Annotated in this window: 20 protein-coding genes; 6 read left to right on the forward strand and 14 right to left on the reverse strand. The window is 59.2% G+C overall.

Annotated elements, in window-relative coordinates:
* The first annotated feature begins 691 nt into the window (after positions 1 to 691).
* Genes F6X59_RS15515 through F6X59_RS15525 form a run of 3 tightly spaced genes read left to right on the forward strand, consistent with a single transcriptional unit; the run spans position 692 to position 2982 of the window.
* A complete protein-coding gene (locus F6X59_RS15515; RefSeq protein WP_152956974.1) occupies positions 692 to 1297 on the forward strand; it encodes a hypothetical protein in 606 nt (201 codons plus the stop codon).
* Complete coding sequence (locus tag F6X59_RS15520) at positions 1297 to 2013, forward strand: deoxycytidine triphosphate deaminase (RefSeq protein WP_152956975.1); 717 nt, start codon at positions 1297 to 1299, stop codon at positions 2011 to 2013. The genes F6X59_RS15515 and F6X59_RS15520 overlap by 1 nt, the downstream gene beginning before the upstream one ends.
* A 9-nt stretch (positions 2014 to 2022) precedes the next feature.
* A complete protein-coding gene (locus F6X59_RS15525; protein WP_152956976.1) occupies positions 2023 to 2982 on the forward strand; it encodes a nucleotide kinase domain-containing protein in 960 nt (319 codons plus the stop codon).
* Positions 2983 to 3345: 363 nt separating this feature from the next.
* Here the strand turns inward: F6X59_RS15525 and F6X59_RS15530 are convergent, their stop codons facing one another.
* From F6X59_RS15530 to F6X59_RS15550, 5 genes are all read right to left on the reverse strand, one after another.
* Positions 3346 to 4062 (reverse strand): ABC transporter ATP-binding protein, encoded by a 717-nt coding sequence (locus F6X59_RS15530; protein WP_152956977.1) that lies wholly within the window; start codon positions 4060 to 4062, stop codon positions 3346 to 3348.
* Complete coding sequence (locus tag F6X59_RS15535) at positions 4059 to 4934, reverse strand: ATP-binding cassette domain-containing protein (RefSeq protein ID WP_085676784.1); 876 nt, start codon at positions 4932 to 4934, stop codon at positions 4059 to 4061. Before F6X59_RS15535 ends, F6X59_RS15530 begins: the two co-directional genes overlap by 4 nt.
* Positions 4931 to 6232 (reverse strand): high-affinity branched-chain amino acid ABC transporter permease LivM, encoded by a 1302-nt coding sequence (gene livM / locus F6X59_RS15540; RefSeq protein WP_152956978.1) that lies wholly within the window; start codon positions 6230 to 6232, stop codon positions 4931 to 4933. The genes F6X59_RS15535 and livM overlap by 4 nt, the downstream gene beginning before the upstream one ends.
* 2 nt (positions 6233 to 6234) lie before the next feature.
* A complete protein-coding gene (locus tag F6X59_RS15545) occupies positions 6235 to 7149 on the reverse strand; it encodes a branched-chain amino acid ABC transporter permease LivH (RefSeq protein ID WP_103445874.1) in 915 nt (304 codons plus the stop codon).
* 154 nt (positions 7150 to 7303) lie between these two features.
* On the reverse strand, positions 7304 to 8440 hold the full coding sequence (locus F6X59_RS15550) for a branched-chain amino acid ABC transporter substrate-binding protein (RefSeq protein WP_152956979.1): 1137 nt from the start codon (positions 8438 to 8440) through the stop codon (positions 7304 to 7306).
* A gap of 471 nt (positions 8441 to 8911) precedes the next feature.
* Here F6X59_RS15550 and pncB point away from each other — a divergent pair, with 471 nt between their 5' ends.
* Together pncB and nadE are read left to right on the forward strand one after the other, a co-directional pair.
* Positions 8912 to 10117 carry a nicotinate phosphoribosyltransferase gene (pncB, locus tag F6X59_RS15555; RefSeq protein WP_152956980.1) on the forward strand — a complete coding sequence of 402 codons (1206 nt, stop codon included), beginning with the start codon at positions 8912 to 8914 and terminating at the stop codon, positions 10115 to 10117.
* Positions 10118 to 10120: 3 nt separating this feature from the next.
* A complete protein-coding gene (nadE, locus tag F6X59_RS15560) occupies positions 10121 to 10948 on the forward strand; it encodes an ammonia-dependent NAD(+) synthetase (protein WP_152956981.1) in 828 nt (275 codons plus the stop codon).
* 43 nt (positions 10949 to 10991) lie between these two features.
* Here nadE and azu read toward each other — a convergent pair whose 3' ends face one another.
* A complete protein-coding gene (gene azu / locus F6X59_RS15565) occupies positions 10992 to 11438 on the reverse strand; it encodes an azurin (protein ID WP_152956988.1) in 447 nt (148 codons plus the stop codon).
* A gap of 348 nt (positions 11439 to 11786) precedes the next feature.
* Here azu and F6X59_RS15570 point away from each other — a divergent pair, with 348 nt between their 5' ends.
* Positions 11787 to 12374 (forward strand): TIGR00730 family Rossman fold protein, encoded by a 588-nt coding sequence (locus tag F6X59_RS15570; protein ID WP_152956982.1) that lies wholly within the window; start codon positions 11787 to 11789, stop codon positions 12372 to 12374.
* Positions 12375 to 12418: 44 nt separating this feature from the next.
* On the opposite strand, the gene F6X59_RS15575 is transcribed toward F6X59_RS15570, so the two are convergent.
* The 8 genes from F6X59_RS15575 to rnr all read right to left on the reverse strand — a co-directional run bounded on the left by F6X59_RS15575 (position 12419) and on the right by rnr (position 21977).
* Positions 12419 to 14722: a YgiQ family radical SAM protein gene (locus tag F6X59_RS15575; protein WP_152956983.1), complete on the reverse strand. Its 2304-nt coding sequence runs from the start codon at positions 14720 to 14722 to the stop codon at positions 12419 to 12421.
* 119 nt (positions 14723 to 14841) lie between these two features.
* Positions 14842 to 16239, reverse strand: a complete 1398-nt coding sequence (gene dnaB / locus F6X59_RS15580) for a replicative DNA helicase (protein ID WP_152956984.1) — start codon at positions 16237 to 16239, stop codon at positions 14842 to 14844.
* A gap of 111 nt (positions 16240 to 16350) precedes the next feature.
* On the reverse strand, positions 16351 to 16797 hold the full coding sequence (gene rplI / locus F6X59_RS15585) for a 50S ribosomal protein L9 (protein WP_012316464.1): 447 nt from the start codon (positions 16795 to 16797) through the stop codon (positions 16351 to 16353).
* A gap of 20 nt (positions 16798 to 16817) precedes the next feature.
* Positions 16818 to 17681, reverse strand: coding sequence for a hypothetical protein (locus F6X59_RS15590; protein WP_152956985.1), 864 nt, complete (start codon positions 17679 to 17681; stop codon positions 16818 to 16820).
* Between the two features lie 33 nt (positions 17682 to 17714).
* Positions 17715 to 17945, reverse strand: coding sequence for a 30S ribosomal protein S18 (rpsR, locus tag F6X59_RS15595; RefSeq protein WP_003249563.1), 231 nt, complete (start codon positions 17943 to 17945; stop codon positions 17715 to 17717).
* Positions 17946 to 17973: 28 nt separating this feature from the next.
* Positions 17974 to 18399 (reverse strand): 30S ribosomal protein S6, encoded by a 426-nt coding sequence (rpsF, locus tag F6X59_RS15600; protein ID WP_013974420.1) that lies wholly within the window; start codon positions 18397 to 18399, stop codon positions 17974 to 17976.
* A 258-nt stretch (positions 18400 to 18657) separates the two neighbouring features.
* A complete protein-coding gene (gene rlmB, locus F6X59_RS15605) occupies positions 18658 to 19404 on the reverse strand; it encodes a 23S rRNA (guanosine(2251)-2'-O)-methyltransferase RlmB (RefSeq protein WP_027920757.1) in 747 nt (248 codons plus the stop codon).
* The gene (gene rnr / locus F6X59_RS15610) at positions 19401 to 21977 is read right to left on the reverse strand and encodes a ribonuclease R (protein WP_152956986.1); all 2577 of its coding nucleotides are present in this window, start codon (positions 21975 to 21977) and stop codon (positions 19401 to 19403) included. The genes rlmB and rnr overlap by 4 nt, the downstream gene beginning before the upstream one ends.
* Between the last annotated feature and the right edge of the window lie 352 nt (positions 21978 to 22329).

Genomic DNA, 22329 nt, shown 5'->3' on the forward strand with positions numbered 1-22329 from the left:
CACATAGGTAGATGTGCAATATGGAAGCCCTGCACCTCCACCAAGCCGCTCCCTCGACGCAGGCAGCGGGTTAGGTCTTGCGCTGCAACACCCCAATAGTCACCCGAGCAGAGTACTCGTGCGCCTAGTAAATACCCCGAATGGGAGAAGTGAACGAATTCCCCTGATCTCAAGGCCACGCTCTGGGATGACGTGCTCTGGACGGCACTACTCACCAAAAATTTTGCATCCCAGCCAATGTCTTAATCCGGCCTGAGTCAGCATGAGGTTTACGTCCAACCAACGGTGCATTGGGTTGGAATCGCGGCAGGACTACATACAAGAGAAATGCCCCTCAGGCATGCATTCAGTTGGAAACGCTGAACGCAAGCAATCCGAACAGGCGCCACATGCACACCCCATGAGATACGTCAGCCTCCAGGTAGGGATGTCCGCCCAGCGGAAAGCCCTTCAGCCAACAAATTGTAATCAACGACGCAGCACTGTGGCCGCCCAGTCACTAAAGCTTAGCAGCGTGATCCGCTCTGAACCCTTTGCTCCCAACCTCTTCGAAGGATACAAAATGCTACGCCTAGCAGGCCTAGGCACCATTTTCCTCTCCCTCAAAATGTGTATAATTTGCCTCCAAAGTAACCCTTGCTTTTAACCTATACTAGACTAAGTATCTAATCTTCGTAGGACAGGTAATATTATGTCACTTCTCAGTCAACTCGAAGAACTACAGTGGAAACAGCTGCAGCACGACGAGATGTATCACAAAGATATTTGGATACTGACTGTTCAGCAGCGCATCACACATATGGCTCTCCACTTATCAAAATACAGCTCAAAGCTAACTCGTGCTGCTTTTGAAAAAAATAATGTAGTGATGCATAAAGCGATCATAGACTCATTCATCATCACATTCTCGTCGGCGAATATATTTGATGTCTTACTCGGGGATATAGCATTCCCTGACATTAATGACTACGAGCATGACTTAAAAACCATATCTAAAAAGGCGTATGAGTCATTATCCCTGAGTGAAGACAGCCCTATTATATCGCTCGCACTTAACATCCTAGATAATACAGGCAGAATGTGTAAAGTTGTTGAGTCATTGGACCACTTGGAAAATTTGTCATTCCGGGAGAACTTGGTCACTTGCCTAGTTCAGCTACTTAAGAATTTGTTTGGCTTATGCCACGCTCTCGAAATTAACGACATACCTGAGCAAATTTGCGAAAGACTCTATAACGTTGAAAAAAGAAAGTCATTCTTCAAAAGAATGGGCAACTATAAAACAGGATACAAATAATGTTTTGGAGTGGCGATAAGCTCAAGGAAAACCTGCCAAAACTCATCAAGAACTCAAGCGGCATAATCGACGACATAAAAGTTGACTGCGCGGCAATATCTCTTACTGTAGGAAGCGAAATCTACGTCACTCCTAATGGTGAAAAAGACCCTAATGTAAAGCAGATTTTAGACGACAAAAAGCCTCAGTTCGTCATACCTAAGGGACAGTTCGCACTTCTGCTAACGTCCGAGATAGTTAAAGTCCCAGATGACGCGCTAGCATTTATTTCATTTAAAGCAAAATATAAGTTCAAAGGCTTAATTAATGTCTCGGGTTTCCATGTGGATCCTGGATGGAAAGGCAGGCTAACATTTTCTGTATACAATGCCGGACCTACTGATATTGTTATGGAGAAAGGGCGACCTTTTGCACTAATTTGGTATGCAGACTTGGATCGAAAATCGACCGAGCCCTATACAAAACCTCATAATGCGAAAGAAGTCATTCATCTCGACTCTGATAAAGTTTCAGATATGACTGGAGAAGTCTTCTCTCCCTTCAAGTTGAAAAAGGAAATTGACGAACTCAAAAAAGAGCTACTAACACTCGAGAGTAAAATTATAACCCGATATTCCACTGTGATCTTTACGGTATTTATCGCACTGGTTGGCTATGCCTTGAAAGACAAATTTATGCCAATAATTCAGGCAATGTACAATTCATTTAAGTCGTAGGCACTAGCTATGACCCTGATTATTGCTAATAAAATCCTCGAAAAATCAGTATGTTACGATAATTACTGGCAATTTGCCCATAACCGACAAGAGCGCTTGCGATCTACAGTCTTCCACTTCGAACCACCAGCGGACGACATTATTGATCGATACAAGTTCACCAACTGCTATCGCGCACTTGACAGGACCTCCCAGTACTTAATAAAAAACATTCTGGAGCGTGGCGAATATGACGAGAAAGATACTTTTCTTCGCATCATGATATTTAAAGTCTTCAACAAGATAGAAACCTGGCAAGCTCTTGAAGATAAAGTTGGCTCCATTGATCTCTCAACTTTCAACGAAGAGCTATATGCCAAAGCGTTAGAAAGTATCTGCGCAGAAGACAAAAAAATCTACTCCGCCGCATACATAATGCCTTCTGGCAAGAGGGAGTTTGGCTCATCAAAAAAACACGAAAACAATCTCCGAATGATTTCGTTCATGTTGAAACAAAAGTTTCAACACAAGGTCTGGGACACAAACAGCCTAGAAGAGAACTATGAACTTCTATTGAGCATTCCTTCCATAGGAAAATTTCTAGCCTATCAGTATGCCATTGACATAGGATACAGCAGATTTAGCAACACAATTGAAAATCAGTTCGTAGTAGCAGGCCCTGGCGCCGCCAGAGGAATAAAAAAATGCTTCCCAAATGCCAAGCCAGAAGACTTTAGATACATAATAGAGTACATGACAGACAATCAGACTCATGAATTCGCTCGACTCGGAATTACATTCAATCACTTAAGAAATCGACACCTCCAACTTATTGACTGTCAGAACCTTTTTTGCGAAATCGATAAATACCTGCGCGTTGCAAGGCCAACATTTGATAAAGCAGGCGCCAGAATAAAACAGCTTTACAAAAAAAAACCAGACCCAATAAATTACAAGCTTCCATTACACTGGAATTCTTTTTTAGAGTGAATCAATGAATTTCTATATATACAGAAAGCTTACTGTTAAAGAAAAGAAGTCTATAGCCTTCTTCATGGGACTACTTCTTATTGCAGTCATCGTCACTGCCTTTACGATGCCATACCCTCAAACGGAATGTATTATAGAGTCGTCCGCATCAAATGACTCATCCATCGTATTAACAATTAAAAATGAATGCGTCACTACCCTTATCGAATCTATAACATTTGCCAGTCAAATCAAGCATATATTCTTTAGCGCAATTAGCTTCATTTTTCTCTACCTTATCATTTACTTCGGGGATAGATTTTTCACTTGGGTTTGGGAACGCCCCAATTCATAAAATTGAGGCGTGAACTTCAGCTGTAACTATCAATGCCCGCCCAGATACGCGTTGCGTACTTCTTCGTTGACTAGCAACTCCTGCCCCGTCCCGCTCATGCGGATCTGCCCGTTGACCATCACATAGGCCCGGTCCGACAGCTTCAAGGCGTGGTTGGCGTTCTGCTCCACCAGGAAGATGGTCATCCCGCTCTTGGCCAGTTCACGCAGGGTGGCGAAGATCTGCTTGACCACGATCGGCGCCAGCCCCAGCGATGGCTCGTCCAGCAGCAACAGCTTCGGCCGGCTCATCAGCGCCCGGGCAATGGCCAGCATCTGCTGCTCGCCACCGGACATGGTCATGGCCCGCTGATTGCGCCGCTCCTTCAGGCGCGGGAACAGCTCGAACATGCGCTGCATGTCTTCAGCGGCATATTTGTCGCCGATGGGGATGGTGCCCATCATCAGGTTCTCCTCGACAGTCATGTCGGGGAACACCCGGCGACCTTCCGGCGACTGGGCAATGCCGTTGGAGGCGATGTAGTGCGACGACTTGCGGGTGATGTCGGTGCCCCGGTAGACGATATGCCCCGCCGCCGCGCGCGGCTGGCCGAAGATCGACATCAGCAGGGTCGACTTGCCGGCGCCGTTGGCACCGATCAGGCTCACCGTCTCGCCTTCGTTGATGTGCATCGAGACCTTTTTCAGCGCCTGGATCGGCCCGTAGAAGACGTCCAGTTCCTTCAGTTCGAGAATGGGTGCACTCATACCAGTTCCTCTTCGTCGGCACCCAGGTAGGCGGCGATCACCGTCGGGTTGTGGCGGATTTCCTGCGGCGCGCCTTCGGCGATCACGTTGCCGTGGTCGAGCACGACAATGTGGTCGGAAATGCTCATGACCATGCCCATGTCGTGTTCGATCAGCACCACGGTGATGTCGTGCTCGTCACGCAGCACACGGATCATGCGGCTCAGGGCTTCGGTCTCCTGCGGGTTGAGGCCGGCAGCCGGCTCGTCCAGGCAGATGATCTTCGGCCGTGTGCACATGGCCCGGGCGATTTCCAGGCGGCGCTGCTGGCCATACGACAGCTCGCCGGCCAGGCGGTTGGCGCAATCGACCAGGTCGACCACTTCCAGCCAGTAGAACGCGTGGTCCAGGGCGTCGCTCTCGGCCTTGCGGTAGGCCTTGGTGTTGAGCACCCCGGCCAGCAGGTTGCGGTTGACCCACATGTGCTGGGCCACCAGCAGGTTTTCCACCACCGACATTTCCTTGAACAGGCGAATGTTCTGGAAGGTCCGCGCCAGGCCGGCACGGTTGACCAGGTGGGTACCGCCGAACATCTTGTAGTACAGGCGGTTGGCAAAGCGCGCAGGCGACACGAAGTCGGCCGCCTGGAAGCGCTCGCCAAGCAGCTGGATGACGTTGGTGTGGCTGCCACGCACGTTCAGCTCGATGCGCCCGCCACTGGCCTTGTAGAAGCCGGTCAGGCAGTTGAACACAGTGGTCTTGCCGGCACCGTTGGGGCCGATCAGGGCAAAGATCTGGTTGCGTTTGACCTTCAGGCTGACGTCGCTGAGCGCCTTGATGCCGCCGAACTGCATCATCAGGTTGTCGACCGAGAGAATGATTTCGTCGCTCATGGCGCCACTCCTTTACGCGGGGTCACACCGGTACGGCTGATGCGGATCAGCCCACGCGGTCGCCAGATCATCATCAGCACCATCAGCACACCGAACAGCAGCACGCGGTACTCCGAGAAGCTGCGCAGCAGCTCCGGCGCCACGGTCAGCACGAACGCCGCGATCACCACGCCAACGGTCGAGCCCATGCCGCCGAGGACGACGATGGCGAGGATCAGCGCCGACTCGAAGAAGGTAAACGACGACGGGTTGACGAAGCCCTGGTAGGTGGCGAAGAACACCCCGGCAAGGCCCGCGGTGGAAGCACCGAGGGTGAAGGCCGAGAGCTTGACCAGCACGTGGTTCAGGCCCATCGAGCGGCAGGCGATCTCGTCTTCGCGCAGCGCTTCCCAGGCGCGGCCGACGGGCATGCGGGTCAGCCGGTGCTTGATGTACAGCACCGCCAGCACGACGATGAACAGCACGGCGTAGATGAACACGAACTTGAGGTTGGCGTTGTAGTCGATGCCGAGGAACTCGTGGATCGGCACCCCGCCGTCCTTGGCCCTGCGGCCGAATTCCAGGCCGAAGAAGGTCGGCGACGGCGCCGGCATGCCGTTCGGGCCGCCGGTGAACGACAGCCAGTTGTTCAGCACCAGGCGAATGATCTCGCCAAAGCCCAGGGTCACGATCGCCAGGTAGTCACCGTGCATTCGCAACACCGGGAAGCCGAGGATACAACCCGCCAACGCCGCCGCGATGGCCGCCAGCGGCAGCACGCTCCAGAAGCCCAGGCCGAGGTACTGGTAACCCAGCGCCAGGCCATAGGCACCAATGGCGTAGAACGCCACATAGCCCAGGTCGAGCAAGCCGGCGAGGCCGACCACGATGTTCAAGCCCAGGCCCAGCAGCACGTAGATGAGGCCGAGGATGACCACGGTCAGCAGGTACTTGTTGGCGAATACCGGGAAGATGATGGCGATCACCACCAGCGCCGGGATGATGTAGCGCAACCGCGACTTGTAGTCCGGCGCGTTGACGTGCACGCCCGACCCGCCGCTGTCGAAGCCTTCGAGCATGCGCCGCCCGGCAGCGGTCTGCACGTAGAGGCTGAGCAGGAAGCGCCCGAGCATCACCCCGCCGACCAGCCACGCCACCCGGCGTGGTTCGGCGTTGAAGGTGTAGCCGTCGAGCACCACGCCGACGATCGGGCCGAACACGATGAGCGCCAGCAGGCCGGCGACGATGGTCTCCAGCAGGCTGCGCTTGATGTCGAAACCTTTGGTTTCAGAGGCAGAAGCAATCTTGGCAATCGACATGTTCACACCTTAGCCACGAGCGGGCGACCCAGCAGGCCTTGTGGGCGGAAGATAAGGATCATCACCAGCAGCGAGAAGCTGAACACGTCCTTGTAGTCGGAGTTGATCAGGCCAGAGAACAGCGACTCGGAAATGCCCAGGATGATCCCGCCGAGCATGGCGCCAGGCAGCGATCCGATGCCGCCCAGTACCGCGGCAGTGAACGCCTTGATACCGATGATGAAGCCGGCGTAGAAGTCGAAGGTGCCGTAGTTGAGGGTAATCAGCACGCCGGCCAGCGCGGCCATCACCGCACCGATGACGAACACGTAGGAAATCACCCGGTCGGTGTTGATGCCGAGGATCGAGGCCATCTTGCGGTCTTGCTGGGTGGCGCGGCACATGCGGCCGAGCTTGGTGTACTTGATCACGTAAGTGAGCAGGCCCATGCCGACGAACGCCGCCACCAGGATGAAGATCTTGGTGTAGGTCAGTTGCACGAAGCCAGTGCCGACTTCGATGCGCATGGCGCCTTCGAGCAGGGTCGGCACGCCTTGCTGGCGGGCGCCCTGGCTGATCTGTGCGTAGTTCTGCAGGATCAGCGAGATGCCGATGGCACTGATCAGCGGTGCCAGGCGGGTGGAGTTGCGCAGGGGTTTGTAGGCGATGCGCTCGATGGTGAAGCCATACACGCCCGTGACGACGATGGTGAACAACAGCGTGCCCAGCATCAGCAGGGGGAACGACTCGACACCGAAATAGGCCAGCAATGCCAGGCTGATCGCCGCGAGGTACGCGGAGATCATGTACACCTCGCCGTGCGCGAAGTTGATCATGCCGATGATGCCATAGACCATTGTGTAGCCGATGGCGATCAGGCCATAGACCGACCCGAGGGTCAGGCCGTTGACCAGTTGCTGCAGGAAAATACCATCCATAACGCAATCTCACCTGAGCGAGACTGCACCAGTGCTGACGACCACAAGCCACGGATGAAACGGGACTGGCAGCGCAGAACCGTGCAGGTCTCCAAATAAGGACAGGTACCGCGGGGGCAATGGCCCGGACCGGTGTCCGGGCCAGCTGCCGTTATTATTTTTGTTTTTCCAGCTGGTGGTACTTGCCGTCCTTGTCCCACTGGTAGACCACGTAGTCGGAGACGGTCAGGTCGCCCTTGCTGTCCCACTTCTTCTCGCCCATGACGGTCTTGACCGGGTTGGCCTTGAGCCACTTGGCAGCGTCTTCGCCCTTGTTCGTCTTGGCGCCGTTGAACGCGGCGGCCAGCGCCTGCAGCGAGGCGTAGGCGTACAGGGTGTAGCCTTCAGGCTCGGTACCGTTCTTGCGGAACTCTTCGACCACCGCCTTGCTGTCCGGCAGCAGGCGCGGGTCGGCGCCGAAGGTCATGTACACGCCATCGACGTACTGGGCGCCGCCGGCGGTGGACACCAGTTCGTCAGTGACGATGCCGTCATCGGACATGAACTTGACGTCCTTCAGGCCCTGCTCGCGCAACTGGCGTACCAGCGGCCCGGCTTCCGGGTGCAGGCCACCGAAGTAGACCACGTCGGCACCGGCGGCACGGATCTTGGTGACCACGGCGCTGAAGTCTTTCTCGCCGCGGGTCAGGCCTTCATACAGCACCGGCTTGACGCCACGCTTCTCCAGCTGAGCCTTGGTCGCATCGGCCAGGCCCTGGCCGTAGGTGTCCTTGTCGTGCAGCACCGCAACCTTCTTGCCCTTGAGCACGTCGACGATGTAATCGCCGGCGACGATACCCTGCTGGTCGTCACGGCCGCACATACGGAACATGGCAGAAAGGCCACGCTCGGTAACTTGCGGGTTGGTGGAGCCGGGGGTGATGGCGATCACACCGGCTTCGTCATACACCTCGGAGGCCGGGATGGTGTTGGAGGAGCAGAAGTGCCCGACCACGCCGATCACCTTGTCCTGGTCAACCAGGCGGTTGGCCACGGCCACGGCCTGCTTCGGCTCGCAGGCGTCATCGCCTTTCACCAGGACGATCTTCTCGCCATTCACGCCGCCTGCGGCGTTGATCTTGTCGGCCGCTGCCTGCGCACCTTTCATGTACTGCTCGCCAAACGCTGCGTTGGCTCCGGTCATGGGGCCCGCGACGCCGATCTTGACGTCGGCCTGAACATACGAAGAAACACCCAGTGCCGTAGCTACGGCCAGAGCCAGGAAACCTTTCTTGTAAAACGTCTGCGACATGAGGTGGTGCTCCTAGAGTTTTTTTTTGGTTGGCACTACAACTTCTCAGCCCTGTGCTCAGAGCAAGGGCCGTGCCATCGGTTTTGTGTTCCGGGAAAACACACTGCAAAGGTCGCCCCCAAGCGACCGACGGCCTTTTCTTTATTGAGCGTGCAACCGTCTGCCACGCGGCAGGCGCCACCACACGTACAGACAAGGAGCAACCGTCGAGTGCCATCATTGCAACCCTGGCAAGTGTTTACGTGCAACCGCCCTGTAACAGTGGACGTCACCGAAGTGCACACCGCTGGTGCGCGACTGCTACAGGCAGCACTGTTTCAAGGCTAGCTGGTGCACGGAAAAATCACCTGATTTGGCCATTACGCGGCCTCCATGGGGGCGGGCTTGCCCGCGAAGAGGCCGGCCCAGACACAACACGACTGAAAAGACTGGCACAATGTCCGCCATTCGCCGTTTCCGGAGCCCCCTTTGATGAGCGAGAGCGCATTCGCCGAGCGCATCGTGCACAACCTGCTCGACACCGACTTCTACAAGCTCACCATGATGCAGGGCGTGCTACACAACTACCCAGACGCCGACGTCGAATGGGAATTCCGCTGCCGCAACGGCGAGGACCTGCGCCCCTACCTTGGCGAGATTCGCCACCAGCTGGAACTGCTCAGCGACCTCACCCTCGATGATGGCCAGCCGGCCTTCCTCGAACGCATCAGCTTCCTCAAGCCCGACTTCCTGCGCTTTCTGCGCCTGTTCCGCTTCAACCTGCGCTATGTGCGCATCGGCATCGACAACGACCAACTGTTCTTGCGCCTGAAAGGCCCCTGGCTGCACGTGATCCTGTTCGAAGTGCCGCTGCTGGCGATCATCAGCGAAGTGCGCAACCGCCACCTGCACCCCCGCATGCGCCTGGCCGATGCCCGAGATCAGCTGTATCGCAAGTTCGACTGGCTGCGCGCCCACGCCAGCGACGACGAACTGGCCGAGCTGCAGGTGGCCGATTTCGGCACCCGCCGGCGCTTTTCCAGCCGCGTGCAGGAAGACGTGGTGCGCGTACTGCGCGATGACTTCCCAGGTCGCTTCGTCGGTACCAGCAACGTCGACCTGGCATGGAAACTGGATATCAAGCCACTGGGCACCATGGCCCACGAGTGGATCATGGCCCATCAGCAGCTCGGCCCGCGCCTGATCGACAGTCAGATCGCCGCGCTGGACTGCTGGGTTCGCGAATACCGCGGCCTGCTCGGCATCGCCCTGACCGACTGCATCACCATGGATGCCTTCCTCAACGATTTCGACTTGTACTTCGCCAAGCTGTTCGACGGCCTGCGCCATGACTCGGGCGAGCCGGTGGCCTGGGCGGAAAAAGCCATCGCCCACTACCAGATGCTGGGTATCGACCCGATGACCAAGACCCTGGTGTTTTCCGATGGCCTCAACCTGACCCGCTCGCTGGAAATCTTCCGTGCCCTGCGTGGTCGCATCAACGTCAGTTTCGGCATCGGCACCAACCTCACCTGCGACATCCCCGGTGTGGCGCCGATGAACATCGTGCTTAAAATGACCGACTGCAACGGCTCGCCGGTGGCGAAAATCTCGGACGAAGCCGCCAAGACCCAATGCCGCGACGAGAACTTCGTCGCCTACATGCGTCACGTATTCAAAGTCCCCAGCAAGGAGTAACCCATGCAAGCGGTTCAGCAAGAGATTGCCCAGGCGCTGAAGGTTCAGCCGCCGTTCGCCGACGCCGCTGCGCTCGAGGCCGAAGTCGCCCGGCGCGTGGCGTTCATCAAGGACTGCCTGGCCAACGCCCGGCTCAAGACCCTGGTGCTAGGCATCAGTGGCGGCGTCGATTCGCTGACAGCTGCCCTGCTCGCCCAGCGCGCCGTCAACGAGCTGCGCGCCGAAACCGGCGACAAGGCCTACACCTTCATCGCCGTGCGCCTGCCGTACCAGGTGCAGCATGACGAGCACGACGCCCAGGCCTGCCTGGAGGTGATCAAGGCCGATGAAGTGCACACCGTCGACATCGCCCCGGCCGTGCGCGCGCTGGCGGCGGAAGTGGTGGAATTGAAGAACGGCTCGCCGACCCTGGTGGACTTCGTGGTCGGCAATGTCAAGGCGCGCACGCGCATGGTTGCCCAGTACACCATCGCCGGCGCCCGCGCGGGCCTGGTGATTGGCACCGACCACGCTGCCGAGGCGGTGATGGGCTTCTTTACCAAGTTCGGGGACGGTGCTTGCGACCTGGCGCCGCTGAGCGGGCTGGTGAAAAACCAGGTGCGGGCGATTGCGCGCAGCTTTGGTGCGCCGGAGTCATTGGTGGAAAAGGTGCCGACTGCGGACCTGGAAGACCTGGAGCCGGGCAAGCCGGACGAGGCTTCCCATGGCGTGACCTACCAGCAGATCGATGCCTTCCTGCATGGGCAGCCGGTGGATCAGGAGGCGTTCGACATCATCGTCGCTACCTACCGCAAGACCCAGCACAAGCGCGAACTGCCGTTCGCCCCGTGAAAACGAACGGGGCCGCCATGCGGCCCCGCTTATCACTGCATGCTTACTTGAGCGTGACAGTGCCTTTCATCATCGAGATGTGGCCCGGGAACGAGCAGAAGAAGCCGTACTTCTGATCAGCGGCCAGCTTGGATACATCGAACGTCAGCTTGTCTGTCTCGCCAGCGCCAATGATCTTGGTGTGGGCGATGACGCGCTCATCACCGGCCTTCAGGTAGTTCTTCTCGATCCCGGCGGCCAGGCCGTCGGTAGCGATCGGCTGCATGTCAGCTTCCTTGCTGATGACCACGTTGTGGCCCATGACGTTCTTCGGCAGGCTGCCGGAGTGGGTCAGGTTGACGGTGAATTCCTTGCAGCTCTTGTCGACGACGATCTCCTTGGTGTTGAAGGACATCTGGTCGGTCGAGTCGACAGTTACCGAACATTCGGCTGCGAAGACAGAAGCGCTGGCGAGGGTCAGCAGGGATACCGCTACAGCTTTCGCAAACATCATGAATCTCCTTGGCAGGGTTTTATCAATTGCGAGACTGCCTGAAACCGTTCAGCCCCCTGCTGATATGGGTCAAGGGGGTGTCAAGTGGCCAGCCAGTTGAATTGTTCAATTGATTGTATACAACCAATCTAAGGGCACATCATGCCCTTTTAATAGACGATGGGACAACCTCTCATTCAGGAGCAATCGCAATGTCCCTCGCAAGTTTCATGAACAGCCTGCTCGCCGCCTACGCCCACGGGGCCACGGGTGCCAGTTGCGAATTCTCCCGACCGGAGTGAAACCGGCCTTGGAACCGGCGGGCATGCGCCGTACCCTGTCGCCTTGAGTGACTGGAGATGAGCAATGCCTGTACGTTCCGTTTGTGTCTTCTGCGGCGCCAGCATCGGCGCCAACCCTGCGTACCGTGAAGCGGCTGTCGCGCTTGGCCAGGCCATTGCCCGCCGCGGCCTGACGCTGGTCTACGGCGGCGGCGCGGTCGGCCTGATGGGCACCGTCGCCGACGCGGCCATGGCGGCCGGCGGTGAGGTAATCGGGATCATCCCGGAAAGCCTGATGAACGCCGAGATCGGCCACAAGGGCCTGAGTCGCCTGGAAGTGGTCGACGGCATGCACGCGCGCAAGGCGCGCATGGCCGAACTGAGCGACGCCTTCATCGCCCTGCCGGGTGGGCTGGGTACGCTGGAGGAGCTGTTCGAGGTGTGGACCTGGGGGCAATTGGGCTATCACGCCAAGCCGCTGGGGCTGCTCGATGTGAACGGCTTCTATGAAAAGCTTGGCGGGTTCCTCGACCATATTGTCGAAGAAGGCTTCGTGCGCCCGCAACATCGGGCCATGTTGCTGCTGGCGCAGCAGGCGGATGAACTGCTGGACGGGATGGAGCGGTTCGAATCGCCGGTGCTGCCGAAGTGGGTCGACAAGAAGCCTGACTGAAGGCTGACATCCTGGGACCGCAAAACGGTCCCAAACTGGATCAGTTAACGAGGAATGACTGGCTGACGCGGCTTCTTGCCCTTGCCGCCACCACCCTTGGCCGCTTCCTTGCGCTCCTTGGCCGCCTGCTGGTTGCGGGCAAACGCCTCGGCCTTGGCCTTCTCGCGCTTGTCCCACGGCTTGCTGCCATCGCTGCCACGCGGTGGCAGGCCAGTGTGCTGGGTGAGGATCTTCTGATCCTTGCCCACCTTGTGGCTGCCGGCCGGGGTCGAGTTCTTGCGGCGCGCACTCTGGTACGTGTCGGTCTGCGGCTGGTGCAGCGGGATCAGCTGGTGCTTGCCCGGCCCGATCAGGTCGGCGCGGCCCATGCGCTGCAGCGCTTCACGCAGCATCGGCCAGCCCTTCGGATCGTGATAACGCAGGAACGCCTTGTGCAGGCGGCGCTGCTCGTCGCTCTTGACGATCTCCACCCCTTCGCTCTTGTACGTGACCTTGCGCAGCGGGTTCTTGCCCGAGTGGTACATGGCCGTGGCCGAAGCCATCGGCGACGGGTAGAACGCCTGCACCTGGTCGGCGCGGAAGCCGTTACCCTTGAGCCACAGGGCCAGGTTCATCATGTCTTCGTCGGTGGTGCCTGGGTGCGCTGCGATGAAGTACGGGATCAGGTACTGCTCCTTGCCCGCCTCTTTCGAGAACTTCTCGAACATGCGCTTGAAGCGGTCGTAGGTGCCGATGCCCGGCTTCATCATCTTGTCCAGCGGGCCACGCTCGGTGTGCTCCGGGGCAATCTTCAGGTAGCCGCCCACGTGGTGGGTGACCAGTTCCTTGACGTACTCCGGCGATTCTACCGCTAGGTCGTAGCGCAGGCCCGAGGCAATCAGGATCTTCTTCACACCCGGCAGGGCACGGGCCTTGCGGTATAGCTCGATCAGCGAGCTGTGGTCGGTGTTGAGGTTTTCGCAGATGCCCGGGAACACGCACGACGGCTTGCGGCAGTGCTTCTCGATTTCGTGGCTCTTGCAGGCGATGCGGTACATGTTGGCGGTTGGGCCACCCAGGTCGGAGACCACGCCGGTGAAGCCCGGCACCTTGTCACGCATCTCCTCGATCTCGTGCAGGATCGACTCGTGGGAGCGGTTCTGGATGATGCGGCCTTCGTGTTCGGTGATCGAGCAGAAGGTGCAGCCACCGAAGCAGCCACGCATGATGTTCACCGAGAAACGGATCATCTCGTAGGCCGGGATGCGCTCCTTGCCGTAGGCCGGGTGCGGCACACGGGCGTAAGGCATGCCGAACACGTAGTCCATTTCCTCGGTGCTCATCGGAATGGGTGGCGGGTTGAACCACACATCCACTTCGCCATGCTTCTGCACCAGGGCGCGGGCGTTGCCCGGGTTGGTTTCCAGGTGCAGCACACGGTTGGCGTGGGCATAGAGCACCGGGTCGTTACGCACCTTCTCGAAGGACGGCAGGCGGATCACTGACTTTTCCCGGGTCACGCTCGGGCTGTCGAGAATCTGCACCACCTTGGCTTCGTTCGGGTCTTCCTGGTCGCCCTTGGCCTGCTCGATGGCACAGGCCTGGGTGTCCTGGGTGTTCACGTACGGGTTGATGATCTTGTCGACGCGGCCTGGGCGGTCGATACGGGTAGAGTCGATCTCGTACCAGCCTTGCGGCGTGTCACGGCGCACGAACGCGGTACCGCGCACGTCGGTGATGGTTTCGATGGTCTCGCCGTTGGACAGGCGCTGGGCCACTTCGACCACCGCGCGTTCGGCGTTGCCGAACAGCAGGATGTCGGCACTGGCGTCGATCAGGATCGAATGGCGGACCTTGTCCTGCCAGTAGTCGTAGTGGGCGATGCGGCGCAGCGAAGCCTCGATGCCGCCGAGCACGATCGGCACATGCTTATAGGCTTCCTTGCAGCGCTGGCTGTACACCAGGCTGGCGCGGTCCGGACGGCTGCCGGCCAGGCCACCTGGGGTGTAGGCGTCGTCGGAACGGATCTTCTTGTCCGCTGTGTAGCGGTTGATCATCGAGTCCATGTTGCCGGCGGCCACGCCGAAGAACAGGTTCGGCTCGCCGAGTTTCATGAAGTCGTCTTTCGACTGCCAGTTCGGCTGGGCGATGATGCCCACGCGGAAGCCCTGGGCCTCCAGCAGGCGGCCGATGATGGCCATGCCGAACGACGGGTGGTCGACGTAAGCATCACCGGTCACGATGATGATGTCGCAGGAATCCCAGCCGAGCAGATCCATCTCCTCCCTGCTCATCGGCAGGAAAGGTGCTGGCCCGAAGCATTCGGCCCAGTACTTGGGATAGTCGTAGAGTGGTTTGGCTGCTTGCATGTCAGTGACCGGTTCTGGTGTGCAGGGAAATCGCGGGCGCGGAATATAGCACAAATTTTGACCAAATCCGACGGTGGTTGTCGGATTCATGGGAGGCATAGGGAACCCTTTGGGAGCCCTTACTCGTCGTCGTCGAAGTTGTACATCCCCGGCGCCAGGTTCTCGAAGCGGGTGTATTTGCCGATGAACGCCAGGCGCACGAAGCCGATGGGGCCGTTACGCTGCTTGCCGATGATGATTTCCGCCACGCCCTTGTGCTCGGTCTCGGGGTGATACACCTCGTCGCGGTAGACGAACATGATGACGTCGGCGTCCTGCTCGATTGCACCGGATTCACGCAAGTCGGAGTTCACCGGGCGTTTGTTCGGTCGCTGTTCCAGAGAGCGGTTCAGCTGCGACAGGGCGATGACCGGGCAGTTGAATTCCTTGGCCAGGGCCTTGAGGGAACGGGAGATCTCGGAAATCTCGTTGGTCCGGTTGTCACCGGACGAACCCGGGATCTGCATCAGCTGCAGGTAGTCGACCATGATCATGCCGATCTCACCGTGCTCACGGGCCAGGCGACGGGTACGCGCACGCATTTCCGACGGGCTGATGCCTGCCGTATCGTCGATGAACAGCTTGCGGTCGTTGAGCAGGTTCACCGCCGAGGTCAGGCGCGGCCAGTCGTCGTCATCGAGCTGGCCGGAACGCACCTTGGTCTGGTCGATGCGGCCCAGCGAAGAAAGCATACGCATGATCAGCGATTCGCCTGGCATCTCGAGGGAGAACACCAACACTGCCTTCTCGCTGCGCAGCACGGCGTTTTCCACCAGGTTCATGGCGAAAGTGGTCTTACCCATCGACGGTCGACCGGCGACGATGATCAGGTCCGCCGCCTGCAGGCCGCTGGTCTTCTCGTCCAGGTCGGTGTAACCGGTGGAGATACCGGTGATGTCACTGTCGGAGTTGAACAGCGTGTCGATACGGTCGATGGCCATCGTCAACAGTTCGTTGACGCCCACCGGGCCGCCGGTTTTCGGCCGTGCCTCGGCGATCTGGAAGATCTGCCGCTCGGCATCGTCGAGGATTTCTGCGGCGTTGCGCCCTTGCGGGTTGAAGGCGTTATCGGCGATGTCGGTACTGATGCTGATCAGTTGGCGCAGGGTCGCCCGCTCGCGAATGATCGCGGCGTAGGCCTTGATGTTGGCCACCGACGGGGTGTTCTTGGCCAGCTCGGCCAGGTACGCCAGGCCGCCGATTTGTGACGACAGGCCTTCCTTGTCCAGCTGCTCGTGCAGAGTCACCACGTCGAATGGCTGGTTGGCGTCGGCCAACTTTTGCACGGCACGGAAGATCAGGCGGTGGTCATGCCGGTAGAAATCGCCATCCGACACCTGGTCCAGCACCCGCTCCCAGGCATTGTTGTCCAGCATCAGGCCACCGAGCACGGCCTGTTCGGCCTCGATGGAATGCGGCGGCACCTTCAGGGCAGCGGTTTGCAGGTCGAGCTGTTCGGAGTTGATGATCTCGTTCATGGCCACGAAAGAATTCTGGAGGATGAAAAAGACAAAGGGCACGGCCTGAATGAACAGGACCGTGCCCGATGTTAACCGGCTATCCCGAAAGGGACCACCAGTCAGCGCAGCTTAGGCAGCTACGACGACCACACGTACAGTGGCTTCAACGTCGCTGTGCAGGTGCACGGCTACGTCGTATTCGCCAACCTGGCGGATGGTGCCGTTCGGCAGACGCACTTCAGCTTTGGCCACTTCAACGCCGGAGGCGGTCAGGGCGTCAGCGATGTCGTGGGTGCCGATCGAACCGAACAGCTTGCCTTCGTCGCCAGCGGTGGCAGTGATGGTCACTTCCAGCTCGGCCAGTTGGGCAGCGCGGCTTTCAGCCGACGATTTACGGTCAGCTGCTGCTTTTTCCAGCTCGGCGCGACGCTCTTCGAACGCAGCCAGGTTGGCGGCGTTGGCAACGGTGGCCTTGCCGAATGGCAGCAGGAAGTTACGGCCGTAACCAGCCTTAACTTTAACTTTGTCGCCCAGGTTGCCCAGGTTAGCGACTTTTTCCAGCAGGATCAGTTCCATTTGGTAAAACCTCTTAACTTTTAACCTTCACCGTTCGCGGAGTCTTTCCCCGGAGGGGACTTGCGACCGCGAAAATCAATCAGGCTGTCGACAATGGCCAGGACCATCAGCAACGGGTAGATCAGCTGCATGATCAGCGGCAACGTCACGTACATGCCCACCAGCCAGAAACCGGCCAGTCGCCCCTGTGCCACCAGCCCGTGCATCAAGGCGATGCCGGCCAGCACCAGAACCAGGCTCGACGCCGATGCCAGGATGATGAACTGCGACCCGATAAACGGAGCCACCACCATCACTGCCACCAAGACCGCCATGGTCTGTTTCGGCAACTTCAGTTCGCGAAACTCGCGACCGAAGCCTCCAGGGTTGTACAACGCTGCCTGCCAATAACGCGCCAGCACCAGGGCCAACACGCTGAACAATTGCACCGTCACTGCTGTGGAAGCGACCAGCACAGGGCGGATCAGCTCACCGGAAAGCACCGGCTCCCCTTCGATTTTCGGCATGGCTTCGGCAAACGCCTTGGCCAGCACATCGAAGGTCTGCGCCAATGCCATGTCGAGCACGAGGCTGAAAACCACGGCAAACACGGCACTGGCGACCAGCACACGGCTCCAGGGATGCTCGGCGCGCAACAGCGCGGCCAGGCTCAGGGCACCGGCAATCACCAGGAAGGTGATCGGATCGCCCATGAACCACACGGCCAGCCCGGCCAGCAGGCCGCCGGCGATGACCGTTGAAGCATCCTTGAACCCACGCCGCAGCAGCACAAGGCTGCCGGCAGCGGCACTCAACCAGAACAGCAGCGGCAGTACCGCGCTGATGACCACCACCAGGGTGGCCTGCACACGACCGCGCATGATGAAACTTGCTAACGCTCGCATGCTAATCCCTTACTGCTTGTCGACGACCCGGTCTCAGCGGCCGTGGCTGTCGGTGTAGGGCAGCAGGGCCAGGAAGCGGGCGCGCTTGATAGCGGTAGCCAGCTGACGCTGATAACGAGCTTTGGTACCGGTGATACGGCTTGGAACGATCTTGCCGGTTTCGGATACGTAAGCTTTCAGGGTGTTGAGATCTTTGAAGTCGATCTCTTTCACGTCTTCAGCAGTGAAGCGGCAGAATTTACGACGACGGAAGAAACGTGCCATTTAATAGGCTCCTCTAAAGGTCCGTGGATTACTCGTCAGCGTTATCGCTGGAGTCGCTGTCATTGCTGTCGTCGCCGTCGGCGGATTCAGCATGCTCAGGACGCTCACGACGCTCACGGCGCTCGCTGCGGTTTTCTTCAGCCTTCAGCATCTCGGACTGGCCGGTTACGGCTTCGTCGCGACGGATGACGAGGTTACGGATAACGGCATCGTTGTAGCGGAAGTTGTCTTCCAGCTCGGCCAGGGCCTTGCCGGTGCACTCAACGTTCAGCATCACGTAGTGAGCCTTGTGAACATTGTTGATTGCGTAGGCCAGTTGACGACGGCCCCAGTCTTCCAGGCGGTGAATCTTGCCGCCATCTTCTTCGATCAGCTTGGTGTAACGCTCAACCATGCCGCCGACTTGCTCGCTCTGGTCCGGGTGAACCAGGAAGATGATTTCGTAATGACGCATGAATGCTCCTTACGGGTTAGTAGTCTGCCAGCGAATCTGGTCAGACAAGGAGTGAATGACACTGTATGTCTTGCACGGAGGGGAGGCACATGGGCGCCTGCCAGCTCGGCAAGGGGCGCAATTGTAGAGAAGGCGGGGCGTACAAGCAAGGTGATTGGTGATTATTTGAACAGCCTGATACATATTCACCAGCTGCCGGCCCTTTCGCGGTGGCTCGACGCCACGATAACCCGCGAAAGGGCCAGCACAGGCTGAAGATCAGCGCTTGGCCTGACGCTGGCGCACGGCCTCGAACAGGCAGACGCCCGTGGCCACCGACACGTTCAGGCTGCTGACGCTGCCGCTCATCGGCAACTTCACCAGAAAATCGCAATGCTCACGGGTCAGCCGGCGCATGCCCTTGCCTTCCGCGCCCATGATCATCACCAGCGGGCCGGTCAGGTCCTGCTGGTAGATCTCCTGCTCAGCCTCGCCAGCTGTGCCCACCACCCACAGGCCACGCTGCTGCAGTTTTTCCAGGGTGCGCGCCAGGTTGGTCACGGCCACCAGCGGAATCACCTCCGCCGCGCCGCAGGCCACCTTGCGCACTACCGGCGTGAGGGTTGCCGACTTGTCCTTGGGCACGATCACCGCCGTGGCACCGGCCGCATCGGCGGTGCGCAGGCAAGCGCCAAGGTTGTGCGGGTCGGTCACGCCGTCCAGCACCAGGATCAGTGGCGGCGTTTCGCTGCGCTCGAGCAACTCCTCGAGCATCAACTCGCCCCACACCTGGCTCGGGCTGACCTCGGCAACCACGCCCTGGTGCACGCCTTCGACCCAGGCATCCAGCTCACGGCGCTCGGCCTGGCCGACCGGCACGCGGTTTTCCGCGGCCAGCTCCAGCAGCGCCTGGATGCGTGGCTCGCTGCGCCCTTCCGACAGCCAGATCTGCTTGACCCGCTTCGGATGGTGCTGCAGCAATGCCTGCACGGCGTGCACGCCGTAGATCTTTTCCAGCTGACTCATGGCTTGCTCTTGCTCTTGCGTGGCGCACCGGACTTCGGCGGGCCTTTACGGTGCTTGGTCGGCTTGCCGGACGGCTTGCCGCCCTTGTCCGACTTGCTGCTGGCATGGCCACTGGTGCGCGCGTCGCTCATCAGTGCCTTTTTCATTTCACGGCTCTTGCGCACTTCGGCGTTGCGCTGCACGGCGTCTTTCGGGAAGTACGCCTCGGCGGCTTCGCTCTTGCGGCTGCGCGGTTTTGGCGTGGCCTTGGCTTCGACCACTGGCTCGGACTTCTCGGCGACGGGCGCAGCTGCACCACGCCCCTTGCGCCCGATCGGCGCACTGAGCTGCTGCTCGGAGACTTCGAAGTCGATCTTGCGCTCGTCGAGGTCGACGCGCATGACCTTGACCTCGATGGTGTCGCCGAGGCGGAAGCTGCGCCCGGTACGCTCACCCGACAGGCGGTGATGCACCGGGTCGAAGTGGTAGTAGTCGCCCGGCAGCGCACTGACGTGCACCAGGCCTTCCACATAGATGTCGGTCAGCTCGACGAACAGGCCGAAACCGGTGACCGCGGTGATCACACCCGGGAAGGTCTCGCCCACGCGGTCCTTCATGAACTCGCACTTGAGCCAGTTGACCACGTCACGGGTGGCTTCGTCGGCGCGGCGTTCGGTCATCGAGCACTGCTCGCCGAGTTGGTCGAGGGCATTCACGTCGTACGGGTAGATACGCGCCTTGGGGATGCTCATGGCGCCGGCACGCTTGACGTGCGGGGTATCGACCTTGGAACGGATGACGCTGCGGATGGCGCGGTGCACCAGCAGGTCCGGGTAACGGCGGATCGGCGAGGTGAAGTGGGTGTACGCCTCGTAATTCAAGCCGAAGTGGCCGTTGTTGTCGGTGCTGTACACCGCCTGGCTCAGCGAGCGCAGCATCACGGTCTGGATCAGGTGGAAGTCCGGGCGCCCGGCGATGCTCGCCAGCAGGGCCTGGTAGTCCTTCGGCGACGGGTCCTTGCCCTTGTGCAGGGTCAGGCCCAGCTCGCCAAGGAAGGCGCGCAGTTTTTCCAGGCGCTCCGGCGGCGGGCCGTCGTGCACGCGGTAAAGGGCAGGTACTTCGTGCTTCTGCAGGAACGCGGCGGTGGCGACGTTGGCCGCCAGCATGCATTCTTCGATCAGCTTGTGGGCATCGTTGCGCACGGTCGGGCGGATTTCCGCGATCTTGCGCTCGTCACCAAAGATGATGCGGGTTTCCTGGGTCTCGAAATCGATGGCACCCCGGGCGTGACGGGCATCCAGCAGCACCTTGTACAGGTTGTACAGGTTCTTGAGGTCCGGCACGACCTCCTTGTACTCCTCGCGCAGCGCCTTGCCCTCACGGGTACGGGCATGCTCGAGCATGCTGCTGACCTTGTTGTAGGTCAGGCGGGCGTGGGAGTGGATAACGCCTTCGTAGAACTGGTAGTCGACCATCTGGCCGGCTTTGTTGATGGTCATTTCACAGACCATGGCCAGGCGGTCGACGTGCGGGTTCAGCGAGCACAGGCCGTTGGACAGCTCCTCGGGGAGCATCGGCACCACGCGCTCGGGGAAGTACACCGAGTTGCCGCGTTGCTGGGCTTCGTTGTCCAGGGCCGAGCCCAGGCGTACGTAGCTGGATACGTCAGCAATTGCCACATACAGGCGCCAGCCGCCAGAGAACATGCGCAGCTTGCCCAGCGGTTCGCAGTAGACGGCGTCATCGAAGTCGCGGGCATCCTCGCCGTCGATAGTGACGAACGGCAGGTGACGCAGGTCGATGCGCTTCTCTTTGTCCTTCTCTTCGACTTCGGAGCGGAACTTGCGCGCTTCCTTGACCACATCGTTGGGCCAGACATGCGGAATGTCGTAGCTGCGCAGGGCAACGTCGATTTCCATGCCCGGGGCCATGTAGTTGCCGATCACCTCGACCACATCACCCTGCGGCTGGAAGCGCGGGGTCGGCCAGTGGGTGATCTTGATCTCGACGAACTGGCCGATCTTGGCGCCACCGTTACGCCCGGCGGTCACCAGCACTTCCTGCTGGATCTTCGGGTTGTCCGGGGTCACGTAGCCGATGCCGCCTTCTTCGAAGTAGCGGCCGACCACGCTCTCATGGGCGCGGGAAATGATTTCGACCAGCACGCCCTCACGGCGGCCACGGCGGTCAACGCCGGAAACACGGGCCAGGCCACGGTCACCGTCGAATGCCAGGCGCATCTGCGACGGGCTGAGGAACAGGTCGTCGCTGCCGTCATCGGGGATCAGGAAGCCGAAACCATCGCGGTGGCCAGAGACACGGCCGCAGATCAGGTCGAGCTTGTCCACCGGGGCATAAGTGCCGCGCCGGGTATAGATAAGCTGGCCGTCACGCTCCATGGCACGCAGGCGGCGGCGCAGGGCTTCGATCTGGTCTTCTTCATGGAGACCGAACTCTGCCGCCAGCTCCTCGCGCGCGGCCGGTTCGCCACGGTCGGCGAGGCGCTGCAGGATCAGCTCACGGCTGGGAATGGGGTTGTCGTATTTTTCCGCTTCGCGAGCGGCCTCGGGATCGAGGGATTGCCAATCGGCCATCAGAAGGGGTTCACCTTGGGGTATATAGATATGAATTCTGGCATGTGTGTATTGAAACCGGAAATGTCAGCCTTGGACAGCCCCCGCTGCTGTGTATAGAGAGGGGCAATAGGCCTTCGGAATCAACAAGTTGAATTTTTTGAAATTTTTTTTGCCTGGGGGGTTTACAGCCCCCCGGACCGTCCGTATAGTGCGCACCACAACGACGGACAAGCCCGAAGTTGTAGTAGAGATGAACGGCGCTGTAAAGCATCTTTTATCTCGAATGTGTGCCCAGGTGGCGGAATTGGTAGACGCGCTGGTTTCAGGTATCAGTGACCGCAAGGTCGTGGAAGTTCGAGTCTTCTCCTGG

It is taken from the genome of Pseudomonas sp. MN1F (assembly GCF_009391885.1).
GTDB lineage: Bacteria > Pseudomonadota > Gammaproteobacteria > Pseudomonadales > Pseudomonadaceae > Aquipseudomonas.

What these genes read in the sequence shown, in the direction of transcription:
- F6X59_RS15525 (WP_152956976.1), top strand. Translation starts at nt 2,023, where the DNA reads ATGACCCTGATTATTGCTAATAAAATCCTCGAAAAATCAGTATGTTAC.
- pncB (WP_152956980.1), top strand. Translation starts at nt 8,912, where the DNA reads ATGAGCGAGAGCGCATTCGCCGAGCGCATCGTGCACAACCTGCTCGAC.
- rplI (WP_012316464.1), bottom strand. Translation starts at nt 16,797, where the DNA reads ATGGAACTGATCCTGCTGGAAAAAGTCGCTAACCTGGGCAACCTGGGC.
- F6X59_RS15550 (WP_152956979.1), bottom strand. Translation starts at nt 8,440, where the DNA reads ATGTCGCAGACGTTTTACAAGAAAGGTTTCCTGGCTCTGGCCGTAGCT.
- rnr (WP_152956986.1), bottom strand. Translation starts at nt 21,977, where the DNA reads ATGGCCGATTGGCAATCCCTCGATCCCGAGGCCGCTCGCGAAGCGGAA.
- F6X59_RS15590 (WP_152956985.1), bottom strand. Translation starts at nt 17,681, where the DNA reads ATGCGAGCGTTAGCAAGTTTCATCATGCGCGGTCGTGTGCAGGCCACC.
- F6X59_RS15520 (WP_152956975.1), top strand. Translation starts at nt 1,297, where the DNA reads ATGTTTTGGAGTGGCGATAAGCTCAAGGAAAACCTGCCAAAACTCATC.
- nadE (WP_152956981.1), top strand. Translation starts at nt 10,121, where the DNA reads ATGCAAGCGGTTCAGCAAGAGATTGCCCAGGCGCTGAAGGTTCAGCCG.
- F6X59_RS15530 (WP_152956977.1), bottom strand. Translation starts at nt 4,062, where the DNA reads ATGAGTGCACCCATTCTCGAACTGAAGGAACTGGACGTCTTCTACGGG.
- livM (WP_152956978.1), bottom strand. Translation starts at nt 6,232, where the DNA reads ATGTCGATTGCCAAGATTGCTTCTGCCTCTGAAACCAAAGGTTTCGAC.
- rpsF (WP_013974420.1), bottom strand. Translation starts at nt 18,399, where the DNA reads ATGCGTCATTACGAAATCATCTTCCTGGTTCACCCGGACCAGAGCGAG.
- F6X59_RS15535 (WP_085676784.1), bottom strand. Translation starts at nt 4,934, where the DNA reads ATGAGCGACGAAATCATTCTCTCGGTCGACAACCTGATGATGCAGTTC.
- F6X59_RS15545 (WP_103445874.1), bottom strand. Translation starts at nt 7,149, where the DNA reads ATGGATGGTATTTTCCTGCAGCAACTGGTCAACGGCCTGACCCTCGGG.
- F6X59_RS15515 (WP_152956974.1), top strand. Translation starts at nt 692, where the DNA reads ATGTCACTTCTCAGTCAACTCGAAGAACTACAGTGGAAACAGCTGCAG.
- F6X59_RS15575 (WP_152956983.1), bottom strand. Translation starts at nt 14,722, where the DNA reads ATGCAAGCAGCCAAACCACTCTACGACTATCCCAAGTACTGGGCCGAA.
- rlmB (WP_027920757.1), bottom strand. Translation starts at nt 19,404, where the DNA reads ATGAGTCAGCTGGAAAAGATCTACGGCGTGCACGCCGTGCAGGCATTG.
- dnaB (WP_152956984.1), bottom strand. Translation starts at nt 16,239, where the DNA reads ATGAACGAGATCATCAACTCCGAACAGCTCGACCTGCAAACCGCTGCC.
- azu (WP_152956988.1), bottom strand. Translation starts at nt 11,438, where the DNA reads ATGTTTGCGAAAGCTGTAGCGGTATCCCTGCTGACCCTCGCCAGCGCT.
- F6X59_RS15570 (WP_152956982.1), top strand. Translation starts at nt 11,787, where the DNA reads ATGCCTGTACGTTCCGTTTGTGTCTTCTGCGGCGCCAGCATCGGCGCC.
- rpsR (WP_003249563.1), bottom strand. Translation starts at nt 17,945, where the DNA reads ATGGCACGTTTCTTCCGTCGTCGTAAATTCTGCCGCTTCACTGCTGAA.